The following is a 25,321-nucleotide window of genomic DNA, read 5'->3' as shown; positions in this document are numbered from 1 at the left end:
GGTTTGAACGATGGCTATGTCCGCCTCTCTTAAAAAAACAGTTGTTGTCGCTGCCGTAGTTGCTGCCGTCGGTTTCGGCTGGTATGCCTGGTCTAACATGATGGCCGACAACGGCCCCGGTGAGGGCTTCGTCAGCGGCAATGGTCGCATCGAGGCGGTAGAAATTGACGTGGCAACAAAATTGCCCGGGCGGGTTGAAGAAATTCTGGCCAAGGAAGGCGACTTTGTGAAGAAGGCGCAACCGCTGGCCCGCATGCAAATTGACACCCTCGAAGCACAGCGGGACGAAGTCAATGCTGGGCGCCAGGAAGCCCTGCACGCCGTTACGGCTGCAGAAGCCCAGGTGGCATTGCGCGAAAGTGACGTAGCTGCCATGCGCGCCGTGGTCAGCCAGCGCGAAGCAGAGCTTGATGCCGCCCGTCGCCGACTCTCCCGGTCAGAAACGCTTTCAAAAGAAGGCGCCTCATCCAGGCAAGAGCTGGACGATGACCGTGCGCGAGTCCGTAGCGCTGAAGCTGCGCTGGCGGCGTCGAAGTCGCAGGTTCTGGCCAGTCTGGCTGCCGTCGAGGCCGCCAAGGCACAAAAAATCGGTGCGCAATCACGTGTGACAGCCGTGGAGGCCACCATGAAGCGCGTGCAGGCAGACATCGATGACAGCCTGCTCAAATCACCACGTGATGGCCGCATTCAGTTTCGTGTGGCTGAGCCAGGTGAGGTGCTGGGGGCGGGCGGGCGGGTGCTTAATCTCGTCGACCTGGCCGATGTGTACATGACCTTCTTTTTACCCGAGACTGTGGCTGGCCGCGTGGCCATCGGCACTGAGGCGCGCATTATTCTTGACGCTGCGCCAGAGCTGGTCATACCCGCACATATTTCATTTGTGGCCAGTACAGCACAGTTCACGCCAAAAACCGTGGAAACCGAATCGGAGCGACAAAAGCTGATGTTCCGGGTCAAGGCGCAGATTCCCCCCGCTTTACTGCGCAAGCATCTCGAACAGGTGAAAACAGGCCTGCCGGGCGTGGCGTGGATCAAGTACGACACAGAAAAAACCTGGCCAGAGTGGCTTAACGTCAAAGTACCTGAGTGATGGGCACAATGACGAAAGAGACTTCTCTTGGGGTCGTCGCGCATCTGCGCGGCGTCGGGCAGCATTATGGCAAAACGGTAGCGCTTAAAAGCATTGACCTGGATATCCCATCGGGCTGCATGGTCGGCCTGATCGGCCCCGATGGCGTAGGCAAGTCTAGCCTGCTGGCCTTGCTCGCTGGCGCCCGCGCCATACAGCGCGGCACCATCGAAGTGCTGGGCGGCGACATGGCGGACAAATCGCACCGCGTTGAGGTATGCCCTCGTATCGCCTATATGCCTCAGGGGCTGGGAAAAAACCTTTACCCTACTCTGTCGGTCGAAGAAAACCTGCAGTTTTTTGCACGGCTGTTTGGTCATAACGCCGCCGAGCGCCGGCGTCGCATCGACGACCTGACGCAGAGCACAGATCTTGATTCATTTCAGGACAGGCCTGCGGGCAAGTTATCGGGTGGCATGAAGCAAAAGCTTGGCCTTTGCTGCGCACTCATCCACGACCCCGATCTGCTCATTCTTGATGAGCCAACGACCGGCGTAGACCCTTTGGCACGTGCGCAGTTCTGGGAGCTGATAAACCGTATCCGCCTCGAAAGGCCAGGCATGAGTGTTGTTGTGGCAACCGCGTATATGGACGAAGCTCAGCGCTTTGACCGCCTTGTTGCCATGGACGATGGGTGCATACTTGCGCAAGGCACACCTGCCGAATTGCTGCGTCAGACCGGCACTGAAAGCCTGGAAGCCGCATTTATACGCCTGCTTCCGGAAGAAAAGCGGCGTGGTTATGAGCCCGTGAGCATTCCTGCGCTGGATCTGGATGCCGACGCCGATGTCGCCATCGAGGCCAAAAACCTGACCATGCGCTTTGGCACGTTTGTGGCCGTTGACAATGTCAGCTTTCGCATCCGACGTGGCGAGATTTTTGGCTTTTTGGGTTCAAACGGCTGCGGCAAATCGACGACCATGAAAATGCTAACGGGCCTGTTGCCCGCCAGCGAAGGTCGCGCCTGGCTTTTCGGTAAAGAGATAGACCCCCACGATATTGCCACCCGCCAACGCGTAGGCTATATGTCGCAGGCGTTTTCTCTTTACAGTGAACTGACGGTGCGCCAGAATCTGGTGTTGCACGCCCGATTGTTTCATGTGCCCGAGTCAGACATCGCTGAGCGCGTCCAAGAAATGGCCACGCGCTTTAGCCTGGAAGATGCGCTCCATGTATTGCCAGGCAATCTGCCACTGGGCCTGCGCCAACGTCTGTCTTTGGCTGTTGCCATGGTGCACCGTCCTGAGTTGTTGATTCTTGATGAGCCCACCTCAGGCGTGGACCCGGTGGCGCGCGACAACTTCTGGCGTCTGCTGATTGAGTTGTCGCGTCGTGACAAAGTCACGATCTTTATTTCCACACACTTTATGAACGAGGCCGAGCGCTGCGACCGCATGTCGCTTATGCATGCCGGCAAAGTGCTGGACAGCGACACGCCTGCCGCGCTCACAAAGAAACGCGGCGCCGCCACACTGGAAGAGGCATTTGTGGGTTATCTGGTTGATGCCAGCGGCACCACCATGCCAGACTATTTCACAAACGCAACACCGGTTGCACAAGGTGCTAACCCAGACATAACTGCGACATCACAGGTGAAGGAAGCCGTTAGTAGCGATACGCCAGATGTTTCCACCACACCACGCGAAAGTGACACGCACAATCCGATCAGAAGCGCGACTCCCCACGCTTCGCGGCCGCGACCTGTCGCATTCAGCCTCCAACGCATGCTCAGCTATACCTGGCGTGAAGCATTGGAACTGCGCCGCGATCCTGTGCGCGCCACACTGGCGCTGCTCGGGTCGCTGATTTTGCTGGTGGTTATCAGCCTGGGCATCAGCATGGATGTTGAAGACTTGCGCTATGCCGTCCTTGATCTGGACCAGACCACCATCAGCCGCAACTACACGTCGAATCTGTCAGGCTCGCGTTACTTTATCGAGCGACCGCCTATTCTGAATCATGACGACCTTGACCGACGCATGCGCAGCGGTGAACTGGCGCTCGCCATCGAAATCCCTCCCGGGTTCGGGCGCGACATCATGAGAGACCATAAGGTGCAGATCGGTGCATGGATAGATGGCGCCATGCCCACGCGCGCCGAAACCGTACAGGGCTATGTTCAAGGCATGCATCAGCAATGGTTGCAAGAGCAGGTGCGCGAAAGAATGGGCATCACCCTGACCAGCCCTGCCGTGGTCCAGTCCCGGTTTCGCTACAACCCTGATGTTAAAAGCCTGCCGGCCATCACACCAGCAGTCATTCCTCTTTTGCTGCTCATGCTGCCATCAATGCTGACGGCGCTGGCAGTTGTGCGCGAGAAAGAACTGGGTTCCATCATCAACCTGTACGTCACGCCAGTAACCCGCAGCGAGTTTTTAATTGGCAAACAATTGCCCTATGTTGGTCTGGCCCTGATCAGCTTTCTGCTGATGACGCTGGTGGCCGTCGTGGCTTTTGGCGTCCCATTAAAGGGAAGCCTTTTGACCCTGCTGTTGGCAGCTGGCATTTTTTGCGTTATTTCCACAGGTCTGGGCTTGCTGGCTTCGTCGGTAACCAGCAGCCAGATCGCCGCCATGTTTTTTGCGCTGATCGGTACGCTTATACCTGCCATTCAGTTTTCAGGGCTGATCAACCCGGTATCGTCGCTGGAAGGAATGGGCCGCTTCATCGGTGATATCTACCCCGCCACCTATATGTTCACCATTAGCCGCGGCGTTTTCGCAAAAGCGCTCAGCATGAAAGACCTGTACGCAAGTTTCTGGCCGATGTTGATTGCGGTGCCAATTATCATGGGCGCGGCCATTGCCCTGTTGCGTAAACAGGATCGATAACATGCTGCGTCACTTATCAAATATTTTCCGTCTGGGCGTTAAAGAATTGTGGAGTCTGCTGCGTGACCCCACCATGCTGGTGCTCATTGTGTACACCTTTAGCTTGTCGGTTTACACCGCTGCAACGTCTATGCCCGAGACCTTGCACCATGCGTCCATCGCGGTAGTCGATGAAGATCATTCCCCTCTTTCTGCGCGCATTGTGTCGGCGTTTTACCCACCGCAGTTCGTAAAACCCGCGGCGATCAGCTATCAGGACATGGACCCTGGCATGGACTCGGGCATGTATACCTTTGTACTAAATATTCCACCCAACTTTCAGCGCGATGTCTTGGCGGGCAAATATGCAGAGGTTCAGCTGAACATCGACGCGACGCGCATGAGCCAGGCTTTTACGGGTAACGGCCATATCCAGAACATCGTGCTGACAGAGGTTAATGAATTTGTTCAGCGTTATCGCAGCAACGCCGACTTACCTGTAGAACTGGCCCTTCGGGCACGCTTTAACCCCACGCTGGAAAAGAGCTGGTTCGGTGGCCTCATGCAGATTATCAACAACGTCACCATGCTTGCCATCATTTTGACTGGCGCCGCGCTCATCCGCGAACGCGAACACGGCACCATTGAACACCTGCTTGTCATGCCGGTGACACCCACAGAAATTATGCTGGCCAAAGTATGGTCTATGGGTCTGGTCGTGTTGATTGCGGTCGCAGCGTCGCTAAACTTTGTCGTGCGTGGTTTTCTGCACGTGCCCATCGAAGGCTCAATCACACTGTTTCTGGTCGGGACCACACTCTGTCTTTTTGCCACGACAGCAATGGGCATTTTTATGGCTACAGTTGCGCGCAGCATGCCGCAGTTCGGCCTGCTGCTAATGATTACCTTGTTGCCCCTGCAACTGCTATCGGGCGGCTCAACGCCTTATGAAAGCATGCCTATTGTTGTGCAGAAAATCATGCTGCTGGCACCCACCACCCATTTTGTGGAATTGGGCCAGGCCATTTTGTACCGGGGTGCCGGGCTGGACGTGGTGTGGAAGCCGTTTTTGGCCCTGTTTGCCATAGGCGCCGCCTTATTTGCGCTATCGCTGAAACGGTTTCGCGCCACCATCAGCGGCATGGCGTAAGTTTTGCCATGAAACGCAGCCGCCGTCCGTTTTTATTTTGTTCCACCGTATATTAAGGAGCTTATGATGACAAAAAAACACACTGCGCTGGTAACGGGCGGCATGGGGGGCCTGGGCGAAGCCATTGCCAGAAAACTGCACGACGCCGGGCACACGGTACTGGTCACGCACTCTCCTGGCAATGACCACGTTAAAACGTGGCTGTACAAACAGGCCGAAGAGGGTTACAGCTTTCACGCCTATGCAACCGACATTGCCGATTATGATGCTTGCGAAGCCATGGCTGCGAACATTCGTGCTGACGGCCATAAGGTCGATATTCTTGTCAACAATGCAGGCATTACGCGCGACACCACGTTTCGCAAGATGTCGAAAATAGACTGGGATGCCGTACTGCGTACCAATCTAGACTCCATGTTCAATGTAACCAAACCCTTTGCTGAAGACATGGCCGAGCGCGGATGGGGCCGCATCGTCAATGTTGCGTCCATTAACGGCACCAAGGGGCAGTTCGGGCAAACCAATTACTCTGCGTCCAAGGCAGGCATACATGGTTTCACCAAGTCACTGGCGCAAGAACTTGCCCGCAAAGGTGTTACTGTTAATACAGTTTCACCTGGCTATCTCGACACCCAAATGGTAGCGGCCGTACCCAAAGACGTGCTTGAAACCAAAATCATTTCGCAGATACCCGTGGGCAGGCTGGGCAAGCCCTCTGAGCTTGCCGCGCTGATTGCATTTGTATGCAGCGATGATGCCGCATTCATGACGGGCAGCAATGTCTCCATGAATGGCGGACAGCATATGTACTGACGAATATGGCATTCGCGACAATACATTACTAACGACAACGACCGCGACACTGTCGCGGTCGACAAATTCAGGCCCAGTTCATGAACGACAAAAAACCTTCCTCCATGCCCAAAGCCTTTTCCATGTTTGACCCCTGGTCTTTCGCCAGTGCCCTCAGCGAATACGGTGTGGACGCCTGGCAACGGTCTATACTTTTTGCAGACGTGCGGCGCCAGCGAGGCGACCAGTACCGCGAGCATCTGCAGGAAGAGGTGCCCAACGTGCTGAGCTTTGACTGCGAAATTGTTAAGTCGGGCCTAGAGTTTACCCGCCCCATCAATTACGGCATGGTGCGCATTCTGCCTACTGCCGATATCACCATAGATCCCGTCAAGCGTCCCTTTATCGTGATCGACCCTCGGGCCGGCCACGGCCCGGGCATAGCGGGGTTCAAGCCTGACAGTGAAATCGGCGCAGCCATGAAGGCTGGCCACGCCTGCTATTTTGTGGGTTTTCTCCCTGACCCTGTACCAGGTCAGACGGTTGAAGATGTTATGCGTGGGCTGGCCCACTTTGTGCGCCATGTAGGTGAGCTGCACGATAGTTGCATTGGCAAACCCGCCGTCATTGGCAACTGCCAGGCTGGCTGGCTGGTCATGATGGCGGCATCGCTATGGCCTGAATTGTTTGGCCCGCTAATTGTTGCCGGCGCGCCGCTGTCATACTGGGCGGGCAACAACCCCATGCGTTACGGTGGCGGCCTTACGGGCGGAAGCTGGTTAACAGCGCTAACCAGCGACTTGGGAGCGGGTCGCTTTGACGGCGCATGGCTGGTAGAAAACTTTGAAAAGCTCGACCCCGCCAACACATGGTGGGCAAAAAACTACCATCTTTATGCCAACGTCGATACCGAAGGCCCACGCTACCTGGAGTTTGAAAAATACTGGGGAGGCTATGTTTTTCTCAATGATGTCGAAATGCAGTATATCGTCGACAATTTGTTCATTGGAAACCGGCTAAGCAGCGCTGAACTGATCACGTCTGATGGCCTGCGCATCGATTTACGCAATATCCGTTCGCCTATTGTGGTGTTCTGCTCTTACGGCGACAACATTACCCCGCCCCCACAGGCTCTGGGCTGGATCACCGACCTGTATCGCAACGACGAAGACGTTGCCAGCCACGACCAAACCATTGTCTACACCACCCATGACAGCATCGGGCACCTGGGCATTTTTGTTTCAGGCAAGGTCGGGCGTAAAGAGCATGTTGAATTTACCAGCAATATTGATTTAATCGATCTATTGCCAGCCGGTGTGTATCAAGCTACGGTTGATGACAACCCTGACGCGTCACAGTCGCCACACGGGCCCGATTCACATGACGCGTACTTTATGGCCCTACATCGGCGCACTCTCGACGACGTGCGCAATATCGTAAAACCAGACCCGGCATCAGATCACCGCTTCAGAGCAGCTGCGCGTGTTTCAGAAACCAATCTGGCCCTCTACAAGACTTTCGTGCAGCCCTGGGTGCAGGGCATGGTTACGCCAGAAATTGCGAGCATGATGCAGACCTTACACCCCTTGCGTATGTCCTACGAATGGTGGTCCAGCACAAACGCCCTGGCGCCCACGGTTGCGGGTGCCGCTACTCGTTTGCGCGATGACCGTCGTGAAATGATGCCTGATAACCCCTTCTGGCAGGTGCAGGAAAACGTGTCAACCATGATAGTGCGCCTGCTCGATTCCTACCGCGACCAGCGCGATCAGATGTATGCCTGGTTATTTGAAGGTTTGTACGGGTCGCCGCTAGTTCAGGCCCTGACGGGTTACTCTGCAGACAGCGTTTTGCCTGCACGCAATCACCCCGGCGACTCCCCCGAACACCTGGCATTTGTCGAGCGTGAACTCGCCCGCATCCGCGACCGTATGACCGAAGGCGGGCTGCTTGAGGCCACCGTGCGCGCCATCTTCTACATTTTGCGCACGCGTGGCGAAGCCGACGAGCGGCACTTCGGCCATGCACTGAAGTTTCATGGGCCCGAAAGACCCGGTGACTTTAATATGGCGTCCTTCCGCGCGCTGGTGCGCGACCAAGCAGTACTGCTGGCCCATGATACGAAGGCGGCAATTGAAGCGATCCCCACCCTGCTCCAGCGCGCCAATGCCGACGACATCCGTGAGCGTGCCCAAGACCTTGAGCGTCTGGTAACGTCCAGAGGCAATTTGCTCACTGAAGAAGAAGCCAGCCTGCAACGCATACTGGCACTCTTCGAACAGAGCGCACCAGCTAAAAAACTCGACGTCGAAAAATCAAGTATTTCTGCACCCACAGCGCCCGAGCCTAAGTTAGCGTCGATTAGCACGCATCGCACACCACTTTCGCACTCAACTCAGCCACAGAGGTCTGCGTTGCCCACAGCAACTTCAGCGACTGAAAAAATACCGGCAATGCCAGCCAAGAAGGCGTCTTCCGTCGCCAGGCAACTTCCAGCGTCGGCGACTAAAAATTCTTCAGCAACTAAAGACAACGTCACCGCCGCACCCAAGCCGTCTTCTTCATTGAAAGACGGTGCCGCTTCCGAAGGCAAAGCTTCTTTTCGTATGAAAGACGCCACGCCCTCTACAGACACAAACTCTCCCTCTCTGAAAGACGCTACGGTGTCCACAGGCAAAGTGACTTCTTCGTTGGAAGCCCCGACTGCGCAGGCGAAGACGATAGCCACACCAGCAATTGACCTCGCTTCCTCAACGACGAAAGCTGCTGCACTTGAAAACCAAGGCCCAGCTTCCGCGAAGACAACCACTGCGCCTGAAACCAAGCCCCCCTTCTCAGCGCAGAAGATTGCAGCACCTTCATCCACAGCCGCTACTTCCGCGACGAAAGCTGCTGCGCCAGTAACCGACACTCCGGCCGCCGTTAAGAACACCTCAGCGCCAATAACCAAAACACCAGCCCCAGCCAAGAAGGCCGCAGCACCCATAACCAAAACACCAGCCCCAGCCAAGAAGGCCGCAGCACCAGTAACCAAAACACCAGCCCCAGCGAAGAAGGCCGCAGTGCCGACAGCGACCACAGGCAAGAAGGCGACCACCTCGGCAAAACAACTCGCTGCGCTACCCGCCAAAGCTTTACCTTCGGCTAAAAAAGCCACCAGTGCTAAAACAGCGCACTCCCGCCAGCCGGTGGCGCAAAAGGTCTCCCGTACAACAACCGCGAAGGTTGCGCCAAAAAGAGGATCTAAACAATGACCTCAGACATGCCACCAGACCACGCGCTGACCATTTTGCAGAACAAAGTGTTTGACGACATCGCCGTCGGCGACACGGCAACCATCGAACGTACGCTCACAACCCAAGACATACAGCTGTTTGCCCTGCAATCGGGTGACTTCAACCCGCAGCACATTGACCCCGAGTTTGCCTCGACCACACGCTTTCATGGCGTGATCGCCCATGGCATGTGGGGCGGCGCTTTGATTTCGAGCGTGCTGGGCATGAAACTGCCCGGCCCTGGAACGATTTACCGCAGCCAGACCCTGGCGTTTCTGGCACCCGTCAGGGTGGGCGACACACTGCGCGTTAGCGTCAAGGTAACCGCTCGCAACACCGAGAGCAAAGGCCTTACCCTGGCATGCAGCTGCGTCAACCAGGACGGCCATGAGGTTATCAGCGGAACAGCAGATGTTATCGCCCCCACCGTGCAAATCAAACGTGAACGCGCTACGCTGCCCGAGGTGCGCTTTGAAGTGAATACCAGCGATGGAATACGCCGCTTAATGGATCATGTACGGCCCATGGGCCCGATACGTACCGCCGTGGTCCACCCCTGCAACGCCCTCAGCCTGTCTGCCGCCCTCGAAGCACGAGACCATGGCCTGATTGCTCCCATTCTGGTTGGCCCCCGTGCCCGCATTGAAGCAGTAGCGGCCGAGGCAGGCCTAGACCTGTCAGGCGTACACATTGAAAACACGCCGCATAGTCACGCATCGGCCAGTGCTGGCGCGCATCTGGCCGCTTGCGGGCAAGCCGAAGCCATTATGAAAGGCAGTTTGCACACTGACGAACTCATGGGGGCCATCTTGCCTTCTGCCGCCGGGCTGCGCACCAAACGCCGTATCAGCCACTGCTATCTAATGCAGACAGCGTCATACCCGCGCCCCTTCATCATCACTGATGCGGCTATAACCATTGCACCCACTCTGCTGGAAAAGGCCGACATCATTCGCAACGCGATTGATCTAGCACACGCCATCGGCGTCAAGCAGCCTTGTGTCGCCATTCTGGCCGCTGTCGAAACCATTAATGTCGATATGCCAGCCACACTGGATGCCGCCGCACTATGCAAAATGGCAGATCGCGGCCAGATTACCGGGGCTCTGCTCGATGGCCCCCTTGCCTTCGACAATGCCGTTTCGCCCGTAGCAGCCGCCATCAAAGGTATAGATTCGCCCGTCGCCGGTAAAGCCGACATCCTGATCGCACCTGATCTTGAGAGCGGCAACATGCTGGCCAAGCAGCTTGAATTTATGGGCAACGCATCCAGTGCCGGCATTGTGCTGGGGGCCAAAGTACCCATTGTGCTTACCAGTCGCGCAGACTCGCGGGAAACCCGCATTGCTTCGTGCGCCATTGCCGTCTTGCTGGCACACCACTACCGGAACACGCCTCCATGAATACACTCACTGATCGCTACCCCGTTCAGAGCGACCTGACTCTCGTACTGAACTGCGGCTCATCAAGCATTAAATTCGCCATGTTCGACGGCGGGCAAAACCCGCTGCCGCGTACACCCGTATGGAATGGCAAGGTTCAGGGCGTCGGTCGCACATCCAGCACCTTTGGGCAAACCGGCATGACGCCCATACCCATTACCCTTGATACCGAGCAACCCTACCATTCTGCCCTCACTTACATACGCGAACGTGTGACCGAGCGTCTGGCCGGGCGGCAGCTGCACGCCGTCGTCCATCGGGTGGTACATGGCGGCAACAAGTATTTTTCGCCGGTACGGGTCAACGCCAACGTGCTGGCTGATTTGAAAAACTACATCCCTCTGGCGCCCTTGCACCAGCCATTCGCGCTGGAAGCCATCGACATCCTGCTGCAGATCCGTCCTGATCTGCCGCAGGTTGCATGCTTTGACACCGCCTTCCACCACGACATGCCCAAGATCGAACAGATGTTGCCGCTTACCCACGGGGCATGGGATCGTGGTTTGCGACGTTACGGCTTTCACGGGCTGTCGTATGACTATCTTTCAGTGGCCCTGCCGGAAAGACTGGGCGAGGTCGCACATGGGCGCGTCGTGGCGGCCCACCTGGGCAGCGGCGCCAGCCTTTGTGCCATGAAAAACCTGCAGAGTATTGCCACCACGATGGGGTTTTCAGCACTGGATGGCTTGATGATGGGCACGCGCTGCGGTGCCTTGGATCCTGGCGCCGTCATCTATCTGATGCAGATCGAAAAGCTCAGTCTGGAAGAAGTGGCTGACATTTTGTACAACAAGTCTGGCTTGCTTGGCTTGTCTGGCGTGTCCGCCGACCCTCCCGTACTGTTCCCGCTTGAACAGAATGACGACGAAACCGGAGAGCGCGTGCGTGATGCGCTGGCCTTGTATGTACGACGTATTGTTCGCGAAACTGGCGCGCTCGCGGCCGTGCTGGGCGGGCTGGACGTGCTGGCATTTACGGCAGGCATCGGCGAACACAGTGCCGAAATCCGCAAACGGGTGTGCCGCGACCTAGCGTGGATGGGCATAGAGTTAGACCCAGACGCCAACGAGCAGAACAAGCCCATTATTTCCAGGCCAGGCAGCCCCATTACCGTTGTAGTGGAACCCACCAACGAAGAATGGATTGCAGCGCGTCAGGCACTTGCATTGATCTGAGCCTGGCTGATTTCGGGGCGCATATCAAGCCTGCGTCTTCGAGCAGGTATGCGTACCTCAGATACCCCGCAGAAGTCGAATAACCGTATTCCGCCTGCGGGTAGCTAAACCTTGGCATCAAAAAAAACCCGTGACATGCTCTGCCCCCACCAGTTGGATTGGAATCCAACTGGTGGGGGCAGAGGCGATGTAAAACTGGACACGACCTTAAGATAACTTAAAAAGAGGTTCGGTTATGAAACAACGTGCCTACGATAGCCACTTCAAAATTGAAGCTATCAGGCTCTTAAGCTGACCCCATTTAAACGCTAAACCGTAACCGCCTCGATACGCGCCGGCAGCCCCTGACGTACGGCAGCGCCCGAAACCCAGTCTACCCAGATATTGGCATGTTCACCCCGGCTGGGGTCAGCAAAACCCAAGTCATTAAGGTTAACGCCCGCCGCCAGATGCGGGTTGTGAGGCAAGGCCTGACCATCAATCAGGTGGCTTTTGGCGCCCAGCTCGGTATGGCCATAACCAAACTCCACCGCGATCGCACCCGGCATAATCCCCTCTCGCACCAGCGCGACACCACGCACTTCGCCGCCTGGCGTCACAATGCGTATCGCGTCTCCGTTCTTGATCCCCTGTTTGGCCGCATCAGCCTTGTTGATCGACACCGGGTTCTGCGGATGCAACTGCCGCAGTCTATCTACCCCGATAGACATCGAACTCATCAAATTAGACTTGTAAGACGTCATCAAGAATGGCCACTGTTTTTCGTCGAACTGCTCGCGCATGGGGGTACCGTCGCCCAACCGAGTCGGGTAAAACGTGGGGCAGCCGCTATAGTGCTCACCCGTCATCGCGTGCCGCATGCGGGCTATGGGTTCGTTCCACAGTTGCAGTGGCGTGGTGTAGGCTTTGCGGATTTTGTCGCCATTCCATGCTGACTGCAGGTCATCAAAGCGCCCACCGCGCGACATAATCATGGCGACACGCCGCCATTCTTCTGGCTTTAGCTTTTGCTGCAGGGTTTGTTCAAAGCGTGACACCCCGGTCAAAACCATGTCGTCATCGCTTGCTTCACCCACTGGCTTGCCAGCCGTAAAGGCCATATTGGCCAGTGCACGCAAATAGAAATCTTCAGCCGTGAACAAGTCGTAGCGGTTGCCTTCCATGTCCGAAATTGCACCTTTGCCAAAACCAGGCATGCCCAGACGTACGGCCACACCAATCAAAAAGCTTTCCAGATTAACAGGCTGACCATCGGCCGTACGCGCAACTGCAGGGTCAACCACTGGCCAGCGTACCGTCGATGATCGGACGATAACGTCGGCCCAGGGTGCGCCAATACCCCAGCTTTCATAGGTGACTGTGTCCGGCACAATGTAATCAGCCCAGGCATTGGTCTCATTGATGAAAGCATTAACGGAAATATGCAGCGGCAAAGCCTTGCTGTCACGCAGTTTATCCAGAAATGCATTCTTGAAACCGCACAGGGCGTAGACCGGGTTGCTCATGTGGTTAAGCCACACTTTGACCGGGTAGGGGTAGCCCAACAGCCCTGACCCCAGCATCTCGCTGCTGAGCGCGCCAACCGCCGGGTACCACGGAGCACGCGCTGGGTAAGGTGACTCGCCCTTTTCGACCTTGTTTTTGTACTCAGTCGTTTTCTCGTAAGGAAAGCGACTGCGTGACAGTGGTACACCTTTAGGCTTGGCCTTGCCCTCAAACTGCGCAAAGTTATAACGCGGCCCCGGGCCAAATGGCCCAAATGGCCCGGCATCAAGCACCAGCCCGCCTTTGACGTTCAGGTTGCCCACCAGCGTGTTCAACATGTAAATGGCATACGCGGTGTAAAACCCCGCACCGTTCATGGTGCCGCCGTGCATGTCGGCAACCGCATTCTTGCCATGGCTGGTAAATTCGCGGGCTAGTTCTTCGATGGTGTCCTTGGCAATACCGCACTGGGCAGCATACTCGTCACGCGACAAGCGCCGGGCCTCATCACGCAGTTTGACGAAGCTGCTGCACACCTGCACAGTACCGCCGTCAGAAACCAAGGTCACTGCACGTGGCTCTACCGCCAGCGTGGCCGGATGCCCGACGGTGTGCGGTGCCAGGCTACCATCAGCCATCTGCACGACATAAACATCTTCAACATCGTCACCTTCAGGCTTTTTCCAGCCCAGATCAGCGCCCCGCAAAAACGTGCCAAAACGCGGGTGTTCAGGCTCACTCACCAACAAATGGGTGGCGTTTGTCCATGAAGCTTCACCGACTGCCTGTGCAGCCTCGGGGCCAGGCTGCGACAGCATAGTGGCATCGTAGCGGTCATTTTCGATAATCCAGTCAATCATGGCCATGGCCAGGGCCAGGTCAGAACCAGGTTTAACAGCTACCCAACGGTTGCCCGACCCCGAGGCCAGACTCGATGAGGTCGGAAGTATGGGCGACACTACGACATACTTGAATGGATTCTCTTTACGCGAACGCGCTTCAGCCAGCTCACGGCCCTGCCGCTGAAAGGGGTTGCCCGACTGAGCAGGCGCTGAGCCAATAAACAGACCAAAACTCGCGTGCTTCCAGTCTGGCTTACCGTGTGGCATGCCGGGTAAGTCACCCAGTGCGGCGGCGGCACCCACGCGCCGGCTCTGGCCGCAGTAGGAACCATGATTGCTGCGATTCACGGTACCGAAGGACTGCTGAGCAAAGCGGTTCAGAAGCGGGCTACGGCCTTCGTTCGCTGAGTCGGACACGACCAGCTGGTTACAGACGGGACCATAATCGGGGTTAGCGGCGTCGATCAGCGTTTTGTGATCAAAGAGTGGGCGAAGGCCATCAACCTGTCCTTCACCAAACAGATCACCGCCCTCGCAGACCTCTTCGATCAACTGCTCGAAGGAGATGCTTTCCCACTTCCCGGCGCCACGCGGCCCAACACGTTTGAGTGGTTGCAGTACGCGATAGGGGCTGGTTTGCTGAGCCTGCATGGAAGATCCACGGGCACAGGCCGTAGCCCGGCCTTCTAGCCCATTGTCACCACCCAGCATGGCATACACCTGTCGCACAGGCATATCCATGGTGGCAGGGCTAGTGGTTGCCAACGGGTGATAAGGGTTGCCGGCAATGCGCACAATGCGATTCGTCGCGGTATCAACCCGCACACGTACACCGCACTGCGTCCAGCACCCCAAACAACTCGAGGGGCTGACGATCTGGCCGTTGGCCGCAGACAGCTCACCTTTTGCGTTAATGGCAAACTCCGGTTTAAGTGAGTTGCCGCGCAAGGCATCGGCCGTTGGCTCCCCTGCTGTGCCCTGCGTTAAACCTTTGGCAGCTTTGTAAAGCGTGTCACCGTATCCGACGGCGAAGGCGGCCAGCCCACCCGCCGCAACGCCACCGTGCATTAGCAAGCGACGACGATCAAGGTCGGTTTTCGACGTGACGGGCTGTTCTTGCAATTCGTTATCGTGGTCTTTGTTGCTCATCGTATTCTTCCTTATCAAGAACGTGCTGCGGCGGTAGCATGCACCGAACCAGCACGAAATTCATTGACTACCCACGTGACGATTGCAATCAGCGCAATGCACAGGCCCAGCACGCCGAGCATGCCCAACAGGCCATCGCTGCCCAGTGGCATTTGATAGATATAAAGCCCCGCCCCGTATTTGGGCACTTCCTGCACCGCCATGAAGACAATCCAGCGAAACACCCAGGCGACGGCCAGCAGCGCACCGGCAGTGATCAGCGAGTAAAACCAGCCTGCCAGACGATTGTTGCTGCATGCCAGTAACGCCATGACCGCAACACCGGCACCGATCGAGCCCAGAAATGCCAGACGCCAGGCCGGAAATTCCATAAACAAGCGTCGCGCCATGTCGAAGGCCGGATCCCCACCTTCGGCACCGACAACCACCCACGCCATGGCACAGACGGTGAGTGCGATAAACCCCAGCCATGCAAGCTTGCGCACCAGGGCCACTGGCAATGCCTGCAAGCCGCCCGGCAACCAGCGTGCAACCAGCAACATGGCACCCAGTGAGGCCAGCCACGAGGTCAAGGCGAAGTTGACCGGCAAAAATGGCGTGTTCCACAACGGTCTGGACCGGATCACCATGACTTCGGAACCCGTATACACCAGAATCGACAGCGCGGATGCGATCAGAAGAACACCTAAGACGCGCAGCACGCCGCGCCGCTCAAACCACCAGGCCGCGCAAAAGGCCAGCGCCAGCATGACGAATGCTGGAAGCAGGTAGGCCCCCAACGACATCCATGACCAAGGGGTGAAATGCGCATAAAAATGCCAGAAACGCCCAGGCTGATGCAGGTCGGCCAGCAGCGAGACAGGCGCGGCCACCGCCGCCACCGCCAGCACAGCCACGGCAGCAGGCAGCAGCCGCGCGCCCTGAGAGCCAGGTGATGCAAATGCACAGCCGGAAGCAATCATGGCCGTGGTTGCCGCAATACCAATAAGAAAAAAGTACTGCACCGCCCAGGGCAGCCAGGCCACCTCGTAAAACGGTGTCAACAATTCAATGATTTCCATGCCTGCCTCCTACATGTCCAGAATGGGGCGCACACTGGCTTGCCCGTCGATGCCATCCACAAACTCGTCCGGCAAGCCGATGTAGAACACATGAGGATTCGTGTTCATGCCAGGTTTGAGTACCTTGATTTCATCCTTGTGCTCTGCCATCTGACGCGATATGGCACTTTCGGGATCGTTGAGGTCACCAATGACACGCGCACCGCCGACACAGCTTTCCACACAGGCAGGCAGCAGGCCGACGTCCAATCGGTGCTCACAAAATGTGCACTTGTCGGCAGTCTGAGTCTCGTGGTTAATGAAACGGGCGTCATATGGGCAGGCTTGAACGCAGTATCCACAACCCACGCAGCGGTCGTTGTCGACCAACACAATGCCGTCTTCACGCTGGAAGGTGGCCTGTACGGGGCACACCGGCACACAGGGCGGCGTATCGCAGTGATTGCACAGGCGCGGCAGGCTCAGCATGGCGGCCTGTGCCAGATCGGGCAGATTCACCTCATACTGCAAAACCGTGGTGCGAAACTGGCCCAGAGGCGGCTCGTTCTCAATAGAACAGCTCACGGTACAGGCCTGGCAGCCTATGCATTTACGCAAATCCACCAGCATGCCGTAGCGCTTGCCGGCATGGCCCGGACGCCGCGGTGGCTGGCTTCCCATTGCAGCCTGGGCCGGCGCAATCGGGATAACTGTAGCGGCAGCCCCCAAACCCAGCATTTCTTTAAGAAAACCTCTGCGCCTAACCTTTTCAGGCGCATTAGTGGTGCGGGAAACTTGGCGGATGTCAGTCATGGCGAGTCTCCAGAGTAATGCAGAGAGGTCGCACAAGCGTCGTGATACAGGTAGTTTGCATAGTGATATTCCAGCCTATGAGGGAATACCCTAAGGTTACAAAACATAAGGCCACAATGTAATTGTGGCCTTTAACTACCTGACTAGATGGTTTTACCTATATGCCCAATGTAAACGCATGCGTAAAACGCCTGATCGCAGTGTGCATTCAGCCATCAAGCGCCGAGGCGTCCGCCGTCAACATCAGGCGCGCCAGCCCGGCAGCGCCCGTGACCCCAGTTTTTTCCATAACATGCTGACGGTGTATGTGTACGGTTTTTTCGCTGATGCCTAATTCTCGGGCCACTTGCTTGTTGGGCTGGCCAAGCGCCACCAGCTTGGCAACTTCGTCTTCGCGTGGCGAAAGCTTGTCGAGCAAAGCCTTGGCCTGCGCCTTAAGGCTGGCATCTTTTCTGGCCAAGTGCATTTGCTGTACGGCCTGGTCAACGGCGTCAAGCAAGGCCTGGTCTTTGAAGGGCTTTTCAAGAAAATCACAGCACCCGGCCTTCATGGCCTGCACCGCCATCTGCACATCGCCATGACCCGTAATAAACACAATGCACAACGGCCACCCATTGCGATGCAGATGCTGTTGCAGCGCCAGGCCGCTCATGACAGGCATGCGTATGTCGAGCACCATACAGCCCATGTCATCGGGCGGATCGGGGTGACAGGCCAGAAATGCTTCGGCACTGTCAAAGGCGCTGACAGGCCAGCCGACGGACTCTAGCAGAAACACCAGAGAGCGCCGAAAAGACTCATCGTCGTCGATGACATAAATAGTGGACGTGGATTGCTCAATCATATACAGGCAATAGTAGGGAAAAAATCATGCCCTTGCCATGATCCGGCGCAAAGGCAGTGAGCTTTCCGCCATGCACTTCGGCAATACTGCTGCTGATCGACAGCCCCAGACCCAGGCCATTTTCTTTACTTGTGTAAAAAGGCTGGAACAAATGCTGGCGCTGCTCTGGCGTCAAGCCCACGCCATGATCACGCACGGCAATGCAAACATGCTCGTCTGCCTGAGTGAGGCTGATCTCAATAAGCCGCTGGTCTTCGGGCAAGGCGCGCATCGCGTCCATACCGTTTTTCAGCAAGTTAAGCAGTACTTGCTGCATCTGCAAAGCATCAACATCAACGCGCGTTTCGGGTGCCAGTTGGTCATCGATCTGGATTACGGGTGCCTGTGCAAGCATGCCGCAAAACAGCGCTACCGTGTCCTGCACCACGGCGGCTATATGCCGGGGCTTTCTGACGCTGACCCGTTTGCGCGCAAAGGCGCGGATGCGACCCAGCACGCCTGCCGCATTTTCTGCCTGGCGCGATATTTCAGTTGCGGCCTGGCATACGGCATCATCCGTCAGCCGGCCGTTATCAAGCCGCCGCAAAAGGCTTTGCCCATAGTTGGCAATACCGGCAAGCGGCTGGCTTAACTCGTGCGCAAGCGTGGTTGATAGTTCACCCAGTATCGACAGGCGCGACATGTGATCCACCTGCTCCTGGTTAGTACGCATACGAGCTTCGATCTCTTTGCGTTCCTGCAGCGCATTCCGTAACGCGTTAGTGCGTGAATGAATCAAGTGCTCCACGCGCAGCGTATACAAGAGCCAGGTAAGAAGTACAACGGCAATCAGAAGCAATATGCCCCAGTAACGCTTGGCCAGCGCCATCAGGCCTTGCTCGCGCAAATACGAATAGGGGCCGATCTGCAGTTCACGGAATAGATCATGTACAGACTGGTAGTCGGCCGGCACCGTCCAGCTAACCCCGTTGCTGGCCTCAGGCATTTGCAGCAGTGCAATGACCACATCTTTGGCTATGGTAGGCGAGGTATGGCGCAAACGCGCGATAGGCCAGTCAGGATAAAGCCGCGTTGACACCACGCAACCCAGACCAGATTCAGGATGCGGCGAGAGTACCTTGAAACGCTGCTGCCAGCCCGGCACAGACTCAAGCAGGCAGCCCCGCACAATGCCCACATCAGCCTTACCCTGCTCCACCGCGTCCAACACCTTACTCATGGGAAAGCCTACAAAGTGCGTGCCGGAAAAATCACTGGCAGGGTCTATGCCCAGCGTCGCCAGTTCTCGCCATACGATTTGATATCCGCCAAATCCTTCGTTGGTGGTGGCCGCAACCACTTTGTTGCGCATGTCTTCCAGACGAGTGAGGTCTGTGCGCTTTGCTGCGGCGATAACGGTAGAGCCCAGCCCAAGACCGTTCAGCGTGTGCGCGCCTTGCACCAGCGTGGCAATGCGACTGGCACCAACTGCCAACTCCAGCTCGGCATACTGACCGGGGTTGGTCAGCACAAAGTCCACCTCTCGCCGGTCGACAGCCCGACGCAGCCCTTCCAAGTCGTAATAAAACAATTGCACGCTGTATTGCGGCAACATTTTTTTCAACAAAACCTGAGTGGGCTGCCAGCCTTCCTCAGCCGCCTCTGTGCCCAAATAGGCGAGCACGCCCACACGTACCTCAACGGGCTTAGCGTCTGACTTAACCACATGACCCACAGGAGCGGTGTCAGCGGCTACAACAGACTGTAGAGAATGCGCGTGAGCAGCGACGAGCTGTGGTTGAGCGCGGGCAGGTGTCGTTAAGTTAACAAACACCAGCATCAAGAAAGCAAGCGCCCCGCTTCGACTAAGCACCACGCAACCACCTCACAACCGGCGCGTTCGTTCGAGCCAGCACCCATTTCCACATTGAACATGCCCTCCGCATCTGACGCTGACTGTACGCTATTTTGCGGCACAGGCGGAGGCTTGTGCCGCAACGGGTCAAACGCTATTTTTTCGCTTTAACGGGCAAGAATTCAGGCCCAGCAGCCGGTAGGCAGGGCAAAAGCCAAACAGCCCCGTGACCAGTGGGACAACCCCGATCCATCCCCACAGGCCTATGGTGCCCGAAAGCACCAAAGCAATCAGGACAATACCTACAATAATGCGTAGGGTGCGATCTATACCACCAAGATTTGTTTTCATGTGTATTCCTTATAAAAGATCACAAACGCTCAAAATCAGTATGCGTTACATCGCCATGCCATGCCTTGCGCCAGATCACAAAAGCCCGGCCCTTCGGTTCCATGGTGCCTTCATCAGCAGGCGAGCCATACCGCAAAAGCCGCTAAGCCCTGCGAACACCAGCCCGGCGCCAACAAACCCGGACAAAATATAAAACCACGGCGAGACCACTGTTCCCAGTATGACGCCAAGCAAAACCAGCAAGCCGGCGGCAATGTGTACCTGACGCGAAAGCTCCATGGGTTGGGAAGCGTCCATAACTGTAGGCAGGCCTGAGCGCTTCCAGGCGTCCATTCCACCGTCCAGAACATAAACGTCGCAGGACGCACATTCAGCCAGGCTTTCTGCCTGCATAAGCGTGCGGTTGCCAGACTTGCAGTGGAAAATGACTGACGTTGCAGCGCTGCCGTCAAGACAATGACGACTTAACTGTTCCATGGGCATATGACGGGCCTGCGCGATATGTTCTCGCACGTATTCATCGTTGGCGCGCACATCCACAAGCATGGCGCCCTCGTCCAAAAGCTTTTGCGCTTCGACGGGTAGTATTTTTTGATAGCTCATATAGACAAGCCTCTATCGGTTAACGCGTTCTAATCAAGCCCTTTCAGGGGCAAAAAATATCTTTTAGTGCTGCAACCAACACTTTCACGTTGGGATTGACGATGCGGTAATACATTTTCAGCCCATTACGGCGAACATCCACTATGCCCTCGTCGCGCATGCGGGCCAGATGCTGTGACACGGCCGACTGGCTGAGATCAACGTACTGCAGCAGCTCTCCCACCGTGAGTTCTTCATGCTCAATCAACAGGCACAGCATTAGCAAACGATGCTCATTACCGACGGTGCGCAGCAACCCTGCAGCCTTTGAGGCGGCATCTTGCATAAACAACGGATCTGCGGAGGTTTTTTCCAGCATAAAGAGTTCTTTATTAGTTTTTACTAATTTAGTATAATCTAATATAGATGGGCAAACAAGTTTAATTAATTGTCTGCGCAGTAACAGATTGTCCTTAAAGGCATTGTTATTCAGGGCTGGTGCACATTCTCGGCACCCTCGCCCTCAACCCTTAGCAAAAGGTGTCGCGTTATGAAAAGAAATACCGCCCTGTCTTTGGCACTGCAATCAAGGCAAGCAGCTTGCCCAGACCCAAGTCGTCGCCTATTTATTCAAGCGGGCATCGCCGCCACAGGTGCGCTCGCCATGGGTCCAGCCGTGGCTGCTAGGCCAGAACTCATCTCTACCAAAGCCCGAATCGTCATTGCCGGTGCAGGCGCAGCCGGCCTGGCCAGCGCATCAAGACTGGCCGCCCGGCTCAAAGGTGCCAGCATTACCCTTATCGACGCTCGGGCACGGCACTTATACCAGCCCGGCCTCACGCTGGTGGCAAGCGGTATCAAGCCTGCCGGCTATGTTGAGTCAGACACTGCAAGCTATGTACCTCGCGAGGTCGAGTGGGTACAGGATACCGTCGCCGAAATCGACCCCGAGGCCGACAAGGTGGTGACTGCGGGCGGTAAAACGTACACCTATGACTACCTAATCGTCGCCACCGGCATGCAATTGGATTATGCCGCCATTGAGGGTATGGATGAATCCTTAATTGGCAAAAACGGCCTGGGAAGCGTCTATCACAGCCCCGCTGCCGCCGCAGCCACCTGGCGTCTGCTGTCAGACTTTGCCGATCAGGGCGGCACCGGCCTGTTTCTGCGGCCTGCTACCGAAATGAAATGCGCAGGCGCGCCGCTTAAATACACCTTTGTCGCGGAAGATTACCTTACCCGTCGAGGCACGCGAGGCAAGTCGGAAGTCATCTACAACGCCCACAACGATGCCTTGTTCAGCGTGCCCATCGTATCTGAAAAAGTGCGCATGCTTTTTCACGAACGCAACATCCACACCAATTACAGCCATGTGCTCAAAGCCATTGATCCCGCACGCCGTATCGCGCTGTTCAAAACACCAGACGGAGACACTGAGTTCGGCTACAACTTCATTAACGTTATACCGCCCATGAAAGCGCCTGATGTCATTCGCAACAGCCCGCTTACCTGGCAAGAAGGCGCGTGGGCCACCGAAGGATGGATGGACGTTGATCGAGGCACCCTACGGCACGTGCGCTACCCAAAAATTTTCGGTGTCGGGGATATCGCGGGGGTACCCAAAGGCAAAACCGCCGCAAGTGTTAAGTGGCAAGTACCCGTGGCAGTAGAGCATCTGGTGGCCGATATTTCAGGCCGCCCCACCGACGCCCTGTATAACGGCTATACCTCTTGCCCACTCATTACCCGGCTAGGCCGCGCAATGCTCGTCGAATTTGACTACCAGAACAACCTGACGCCGTCATTTCCGGGCATGATCGCCCCGCTTGAAGAGCTGTGGGTCAGCTGGGTAATGAAAACCATGGCGCTAAAACCCACTTATATCAGCATGTTGCGCGGTCGCGCGTAAACGGAGGAACATCATGAAAGATCTTGATCTTATGACACTGGTCGCTGTATTTCAGGAGATGCTGGGCCTTTGGCTCTGGCCTTTAATCGTATTGTCGCTGCTGGGGGTGGCGGCTTTCATTAGCCTGGTATTCAAAGACAAAAGGCTGTTGTCCCGCCGCATGATGCAGGCCCAGATCGCCGGACTGCCCGGCGGCGTATTGGCGTTAGTTATTATGGCAAAGGTATCTTCATCAGGGTTCACCGACGCCGGGGGGCCGGCGGACTGGTTGCTCATCGGGCTGGTGTTTTTCGTGGGCCTGGCCGGCACGACCCTGCTCACTTACTCTGCCCTGGGCTGGTACGCCCATTTCAAACGGCGTGGCAACGCTGTCGGACGCCTCGCCCACCGCTGAGGCCACGACCATCGACTGCACTTGATGTAGGGGAATCCCCGCTCTGTGAAACCGTGCCAGCATATCGAACAGCACTTCACTGCGGGTTCTGGAGGCATTGCGCGGAGACGCAACAAAGCAGCTCGCACTAAACGCCAGACCATTGGCGTCGAACCCACCCAGCAATACGGAAGGCGCAGGGTCCTCGAGCACCTCGGTGTGCTCTCGCATGGATTCCAGCATTATTTGGCGCACCTGTTCAACGTCGGCGCTCACAGGCATATTGATTTTGACTGTGGCCACGCCCAGTGGATTACCCATGGTCACGTTGCGCACGGTTTTGGTAATGAACTCAGAGTTGGGAACGATCATGGTCGATCGGTCAAACATTTCAATTTCCGTCGCCCGCGCATTGATGCGACGCACGTTACCCTCAAGGCCGTTAAGGCTGACCCAATCTCCAACACGTATCGGGCGCTCAACAACCAGTATCAGGCCAGAGACAAAGTTTTGAACAATGGCCTGCAAGCCAAAACCTATACCTACCGACAACGCGCTAACAATCCAGGCCATGCGCTCCAGGCCGAAACCCAGCGACGAAATAGCCATTAAAACCACAACAAAGTACGCGACGTAGCTAAACAGATTGGACGCCGACACGCGCATACTGGCATCGAGTCGCGTAGCGGGCAGAAACTGGTTTTCTACCCAGCTACGTAACCCTCTCACGGCAAACACCCCAAGCAGCAGCACCCCTATGGCCAGCAAGACGGACACAGGTTTCAACACCACCTCACCGATGCTAAATCCCTGAACAAGAAAGCCCAGGCGCCGGTTGAGCCAGTCGGTTGGGTCTTCACCAAACGGCATCAGCACCAGCGTAAACGCAACCACGATTAACGCCAGTTGCGTGGCGCCAGACAGCAGCACCAGCAATTGACTGCGCGCCCGCCACTGTGAGTCCGATAGGCTATTGCGGGCATGTGCCTCTTTGACGCGCGTGATTAGGCTCTGGAACATATCGGCGACCAGCGCCAACAACACGTATGTGGTGCACCCCACCAGCCCCAGCCATACAATCTCTTGCACGATAAGTGTGCTTAGTGCCACGTAGCCAAGCAGCAGTGCGGCCACACTTATGCCAATAACCAGTATCAGCACAGTTTGCATGGTACGAAACCACCCCAGCAATACATTGCTGTTTTCGGGCGCACTATCAGCGTCTGCGACCCTTGCGTACAAAGCGCCGCGCAGGCTCCAGGCGGTAATGCCGATGAGTATGTCTAAAACGACCGTGGCTACACTGTTGACCATTAACGTTGTCGTAAGCGTTGCGTTAATCAGGTCAAGAAATTGCTGAGCGATCCAGGCCGCCGATATGGACAAACCCAGCGCGCCGGGCAACCAAGCCAGTCGGCTTGCGAGCTCATTAGGCAAAGTCGGCAAACGCCAAGTAGGCCTGCGCGCGGCCAGCAACACCGACCCCACCCCCGTGATAAAGCCCGCCAAAAATGCCGCGGCGGTAAGCTGGTGCAAAAATTTATCTATTTCTACACTGCCAACACCGTCCCACCGCAACAAGGGAACAAGAATAATCGCAAGCAGCCCCGGCACCAAGGTGTACAAGACAATGCTGAGCGTGGCATATAAAGAACGCCGTAGTCGCGAAGGCTTTGTGTGGTTTACGGCAAACGTAGCAAGCCCACGGCGTAGCACCTCACCCAACACTAACACCAACGCCGCCAGCGACAGCGCGATGATGCGTACCCTCAGAGGAGACGCCTGCACACTTGCACCAAGTTCACTAAACACCCTGCTGGCACGATCGAGATCTAGCGGCAAGTCGCGCTGCTGGCCACGCCAATAGCCCGATGAAAGGACAAACTGCGAGCGTTGCCCCAATTGGGCGCGGAACCTCATGCGACGATACTCTGCAATCTTATCGAGCCCCTGCGTCGCCTCAACGCCGAGCAGTTTAGCTAGCTTGATCTGCGAGTCGAGCAAGCCTTGATTTTGCGTAAGCTGTGCGCGCTGTCCTGCAATTTCGGCGGGTTCAGGGATATTAGGATCAACGGTGCCCAACTCGGTAAGACGCGCCTGCACGCCGGTTAATTCAGGCTCAAGTTGGGTGGCAATGTCGACGGCAGCATTTTTTGCTTGCTGCAAGCCATCACGCATTTTAATCAGGCCAGCATCATCTATTTTTTCTGGATGATTTTGCAAACTCTTTTGAATTTCTTCAACCGTTTTTTGTGCTTTGTCCAACTGCTGTGCGGCATTCTTGCGGACATCAGTTGATGACGCTGGCGATGATGACGGCGTA

Annotated in this window: 16 protein-coding genes and 2 pseudogenes; 9 read left to right on the top strand and 9 right to left on the bottom strand. The window is 56.4% G+C overall.

All coding sequences use genetic code 11. The features are described 5' to 3' along the window. Positions 1-10: 10 nt before the first annotated feature. The 7 genes and pseudogenes from FQ179_RS02910 (at position 11) to FQ179_RS02880 (ending at position 11,773) form a co-directional block, all read left to right on the top strand. Complete coding sequence (locus FQ179_RS02910; protein ID WP_149395776.1) at positions 11-1,090, top strand: HlyD family secretion protein; 1,080 nt, start codon at positions 11-13, stop codon at positions 1,088-1,090. Positions 1,091-1,098: 8 nt separating this feature from the next. Further along, positions 1,099-3,960, top strand: a complete 2,862-nt coding sequence (rbbA, locus tag FQ179_RS02905; protein ID WP_149395775.1) for a ribosome-associated ATPase/putative transporter RbbA — start codon at positions 1,099-1,101, stop codon at positions 3,958-3,960. Between the two features lies 1 nt (position 3,961). Next, positions 3,962-5,089, top strand: a complete 1,128-nt coding sequence (locus tag FQ179_RS02900; RefSeq protein WP_149395774.1) for an ABC transporter permease — start codon at positions 3,962-3,964, stop codon at positions 5,087-5,089. Positions 5,090-5,152: 63 nt separating this feature from the next. Next, complete coding sequence (gene phbB, locus FQ179_RS02895) at positions 5,153-5,902, top strand: acetoacetyl-CoA reductase (protein ID WP_149395773.1); 750 nt, start codon at positions 5,153-5,155, stop codon at positions 5,900-5,902. Positions 5,903-5,982: 80 nt separating this feature from the next. Next, positions 5,983-8,253 (top strand): annotated as a pseudogene (locus FQ179_RS02890) (DUF3141 domain-containing protein); the annotation flags it as partial. An 890-nt stretch (positions 8,254-9,143) separates the two neighbouring features. After that, positions 9,144-10,559 (top strand): bifunctional enoyl-CoA hydratase/phosphate acetyltransferase, encoded by a 1,416-nt coding sequence (locus FQ179_RS02885; protein ID WP_370459852.1) that lies wholly within the window; start codon positions 9,144-9,146, stop codon positions 10,557-10,559. Beyond that, positions 10,556-11,773 carry an acetate/propionate family kinase gene (locus FQ179_RS02880; RefSeq protein ID WP_149395770.1) on the top strand — a complete coding sequence of 406 codons (1,218 nt, stop codon included), beginning with the start codon at positions 10,556-10,558 and terminating at the stop codon, positions 11,771-11,773. The genes FQ179_RS02885 and FQ179_RS02880 overlap by 4 nt, the downstream gene beginning before the upstream one ends. A 308-nt stretch (positions 11,774-12,081) precedes the next feature. Here FQ179_RS02880 and FQ179_RS02875 read toward each other — a convergent pair whose 3' ends face one another. The 8 genes from FQ179_RS02875 to FQ179_RS02840 form a co-directional block, all read right to left on the bottom strand. Beyond that, the gene (locus tag FQ179_RS02875; protein ID WP_149395769.1) at positions 12,082-15,249 is read right to left on the bottom strand and encodes a tetrathionate reductase subunit A; all 3,168 of its coding nucleotides are present in this window, start codon (positions 15,247-15,249) and stop codon (positions 12,082-12,084) included. A gap of 14 nt (positions 15,250-15,263) precedes the next feature. Then, positions 15,264-16,310, bottom strand: coding sequence for an NrfD/PsrC family molybdoenzyme membrane anchor subunit (nrfD, locus tag FQ179_RS02870; protein ID WP_149395768.1), 1,047 nt, complete (start codon positions 16,308-16,310; stop codon positions 15,264-15,266). 9 nt (positions 16,311-16,319) lie between these two features. After that, positions 16,320-17,102, bottom strand: a complete 783-nt coding sequence (dsrO, locus tag FQ179_RS02865) for a sulfate reduction electron transfer complex DsrMKJOP subunit DsrO (RefSeq protein ID WP_149395767.1) — start codon at positions 17,100-17,102, stop codon at positions 16,320-16,322. Positions 17,103-17,310: 208 nt separating this feature from the next. After that, a complete protein-coding gene (locus tag FQ179_RS02860; protein WP_149395766.1) occupies positions 17,311-17,946 on the bottom strand; it encodes a response regulator transcription factor in 636 nt (211 codons plus the stop codon). Next, complete coding sequence (locus FQ179_RS02855; RefSeq protein ID WP_223146182.1) at positions 17,939-19,801, bottom strand: PhnD/SsuA/transferrin family substrate-binding protein; 1,863 nt, start codon at positions 19,799-19,801, stop codon at positions 17,939-17,941. The genes FQ179_RS02860 and FQ179_RS02855 overlap by 8 nt, the downstream gene beginning before the upstream one ends. 126 nt (positions 19,802-19,927) lie before the next feature. Further along, the gene (locus FQ179_RS02850; RefSeq protein WP_149395765.1) at positions 19,928-20,131 is read right to left on the bottom strand and encodes a DUF2892 domain-containing protein; all 204 of its coding nucleotides are present in this window, start codon (positions 20,129-20,131) and stop codon (positions 19,928-19,930) included. 75 nt (positions 20,132-20,206) lie between these two features. After that, complete coding sequence (locus FQ179_RS02845) at positions 20,207-20,734, bottom strand: rhodanese family protein (RefSeq protein WP_149395764.1); 528 nt, start codon at positions 20,732-20,734, stop codon at positions 20,207-20,209. Positions 20,735-20,777: 43 nt separating this feature from the next. Then, positions 20,778-21,092 (bottom strand): helix-turn-helix transcriptional regulator, encoded by a 315-nt coding sequence (locus tag FQ179_RS02840; protein ID WP_149395763.1) that lies wholly within the window; start codon positions 21,090-21,092, stop codon positions 20,778-20,780. 171 nt (positions 21,093-21,263) lie between these two features. Between FQ179_RS02840 and FQ179_RS02835 the strand changes: the two genes are divergently transcribed. Next, positions 21,264-22,625, top strand: a complete 1,362-nt coding sequence (locus FQ179_RS02835) for an NAD(P)/FAD-dependent oxidoreductase (protein ID WP_149395762.1) — start codon at positions 21,264-21,266, stop codon at positions 22,623-22,625. Between the two features lie 13 nt (positions 22,626-22,638). Next, positions 22,639-22,908 (top strand): annotated as a pseudogene (locus FQ179_RS22565) (DUF5368 family protein); the annotation flags it as partial. On the opposite strand, the gene FQ179_RS02825 reads toward FQ179_RS22565, so the two are convergent. Next, complete coding sequence (locus tag FQ179_RS02825) at positions 22,858-25,176, bottom strand: DUF3772 domain-containing protein (RefSeq protein WP_255474900.1); 2,319 nt, start codon at positions 25,174-25,176, stop codon at positions 22,858-22,860. The pseudogene FQ179_RS22565 and the gene FQ179_RS02825 sit on opposite strands and share 51 nt — an antisense overlap. Positions 25,177-25,321: the final 145 nt, after the last annotated feature.

This window comes from Pusillimonas sp. ANT_WB101 (assembly GCF_008369125.1).
In the GTDB taxonomy this organism is placed as follows: domain Bacteria; phylum Pseudomonadota; class Gammaproteobacteria; order Burkholderiales; family Burkholderiaceae_B; genus Allopusillimonas.
Note: the sequence above shows the minus strand (reverse complement) of the source record. Positions and strands in the feature narration are given on the sequence as shown.

What these genes read in the sequence shown, in the direction of transcription:
- FQ179_RS02910 (WP_149395776.1), top strand. Translation starts at nt 11, where the DNA reads ATGGCTATGTCCGCCTCTCTTAAAAAAACAGTTGTTGTCGCTGCCGTA.
- rbbA (WP_149395775.1), top strand. Translation starts at nt 1,099, where the DNA reads ATGACGAAAGAGACTTCTCTTGGGGTCGTCGCGCATCTGCGCGGCGTC.
- FQ179_RS02900 (WP_149395774.1), top strand. Translation starts at nt 3,962, where the DNA reads ATGCTGCGTCACTTATCAAATATTTTCCGTCTGGGCGTTAAAGAATTG.
- phbB (WP_149395773.1), top strand. Translation starts at nt 5,153, where the DNA reads ATGATGACAAAAAAACACACTGCGCTGGTAACGGGCGGCATGGGGGGC.
- FQ179_RS02885 (WP_370459852.1), top strand. Translation starts at nt 9,144, where the DNA reads ATGCCACCAGACCACGCGCTGACCATTTTGCAGAACAAAGTGTTTGAC.
- FQ179_RS02880 (WP_149395770.1), top strand. Translation starts at nt 10,556, where the DNA reads ATGAATACACTCACTGATCGCTACCCCGTTCAGAGCGACCTGACTCTC.
- FQ179_RS02875 (WP_149395769.1), bottom strand. Translation starts at nt 15,249, where the DNA reads ATGAGCAACAAAGACCACGATAACGAATTGCAAGAACAGCCCGTCACG.
- nrfD (WP_149395768.1), bottom strand. Translation starts at nt 16,310, where the DNA reads ATGGAAATCATTGAATTGTTGACACCGTTTTACGAGGTGGCCTGGCTG.
- dsrO (WP_149395767.1), bottom strand. Translation starts at nt 17,102, where the DNA reads ATGACTGACATCCGCCAAGTTTCCCGCACCACTAATGCGCCTGAAAAG.
- FQ179_RS02860 (WP_149395766.1), bottom strand. Translation starts at nt 17,946, where the DNA reads ATGATTGAGCAATCCACGTCCACTATTTATGTCATCGACGACGATGAG.
- FQ179_RS02850 (WP_149395765.1), bottom strand. Translation starts at nt 20,131, where the DNA reads ATGAAAACAAATCTTGGTGGTATAGATCGCACCCTACGCATTATTGTA.
- FQ179_RS02845 (WP_149395764.1), bottom strand. Translation starts at nt 20,734, where the DNA reads ATGAGCTATCAAAAAATACTACCCGTCGAAGCGCAAAAGCTTTTGGAC.
- FQ179_RS02840 (WP_149395763.1), bottom strand. Translation starts at nt 21,092, where the DNA reads ATGCTGGAAAAAACCTCCGCAGATCCGTTGTTTATGCAAGATGCCGCC.
- FQ179_RS02835 (WP_149395762.1), top strand. Translation starts at nt 21,264, where the DNA reads ATGAAAAGAAATACCGCCCTGTCTTTGGCACTGCAATCAAGGCAAGCA.
- FQ179_RS02825 (WP_255474900.1), bottom strand. Translation starts at nt 25,176, where the DNA reads ATGCGTGATGGCTTGCAGCAAGCAAAAAATGCTGCCGTCGACATTGCC.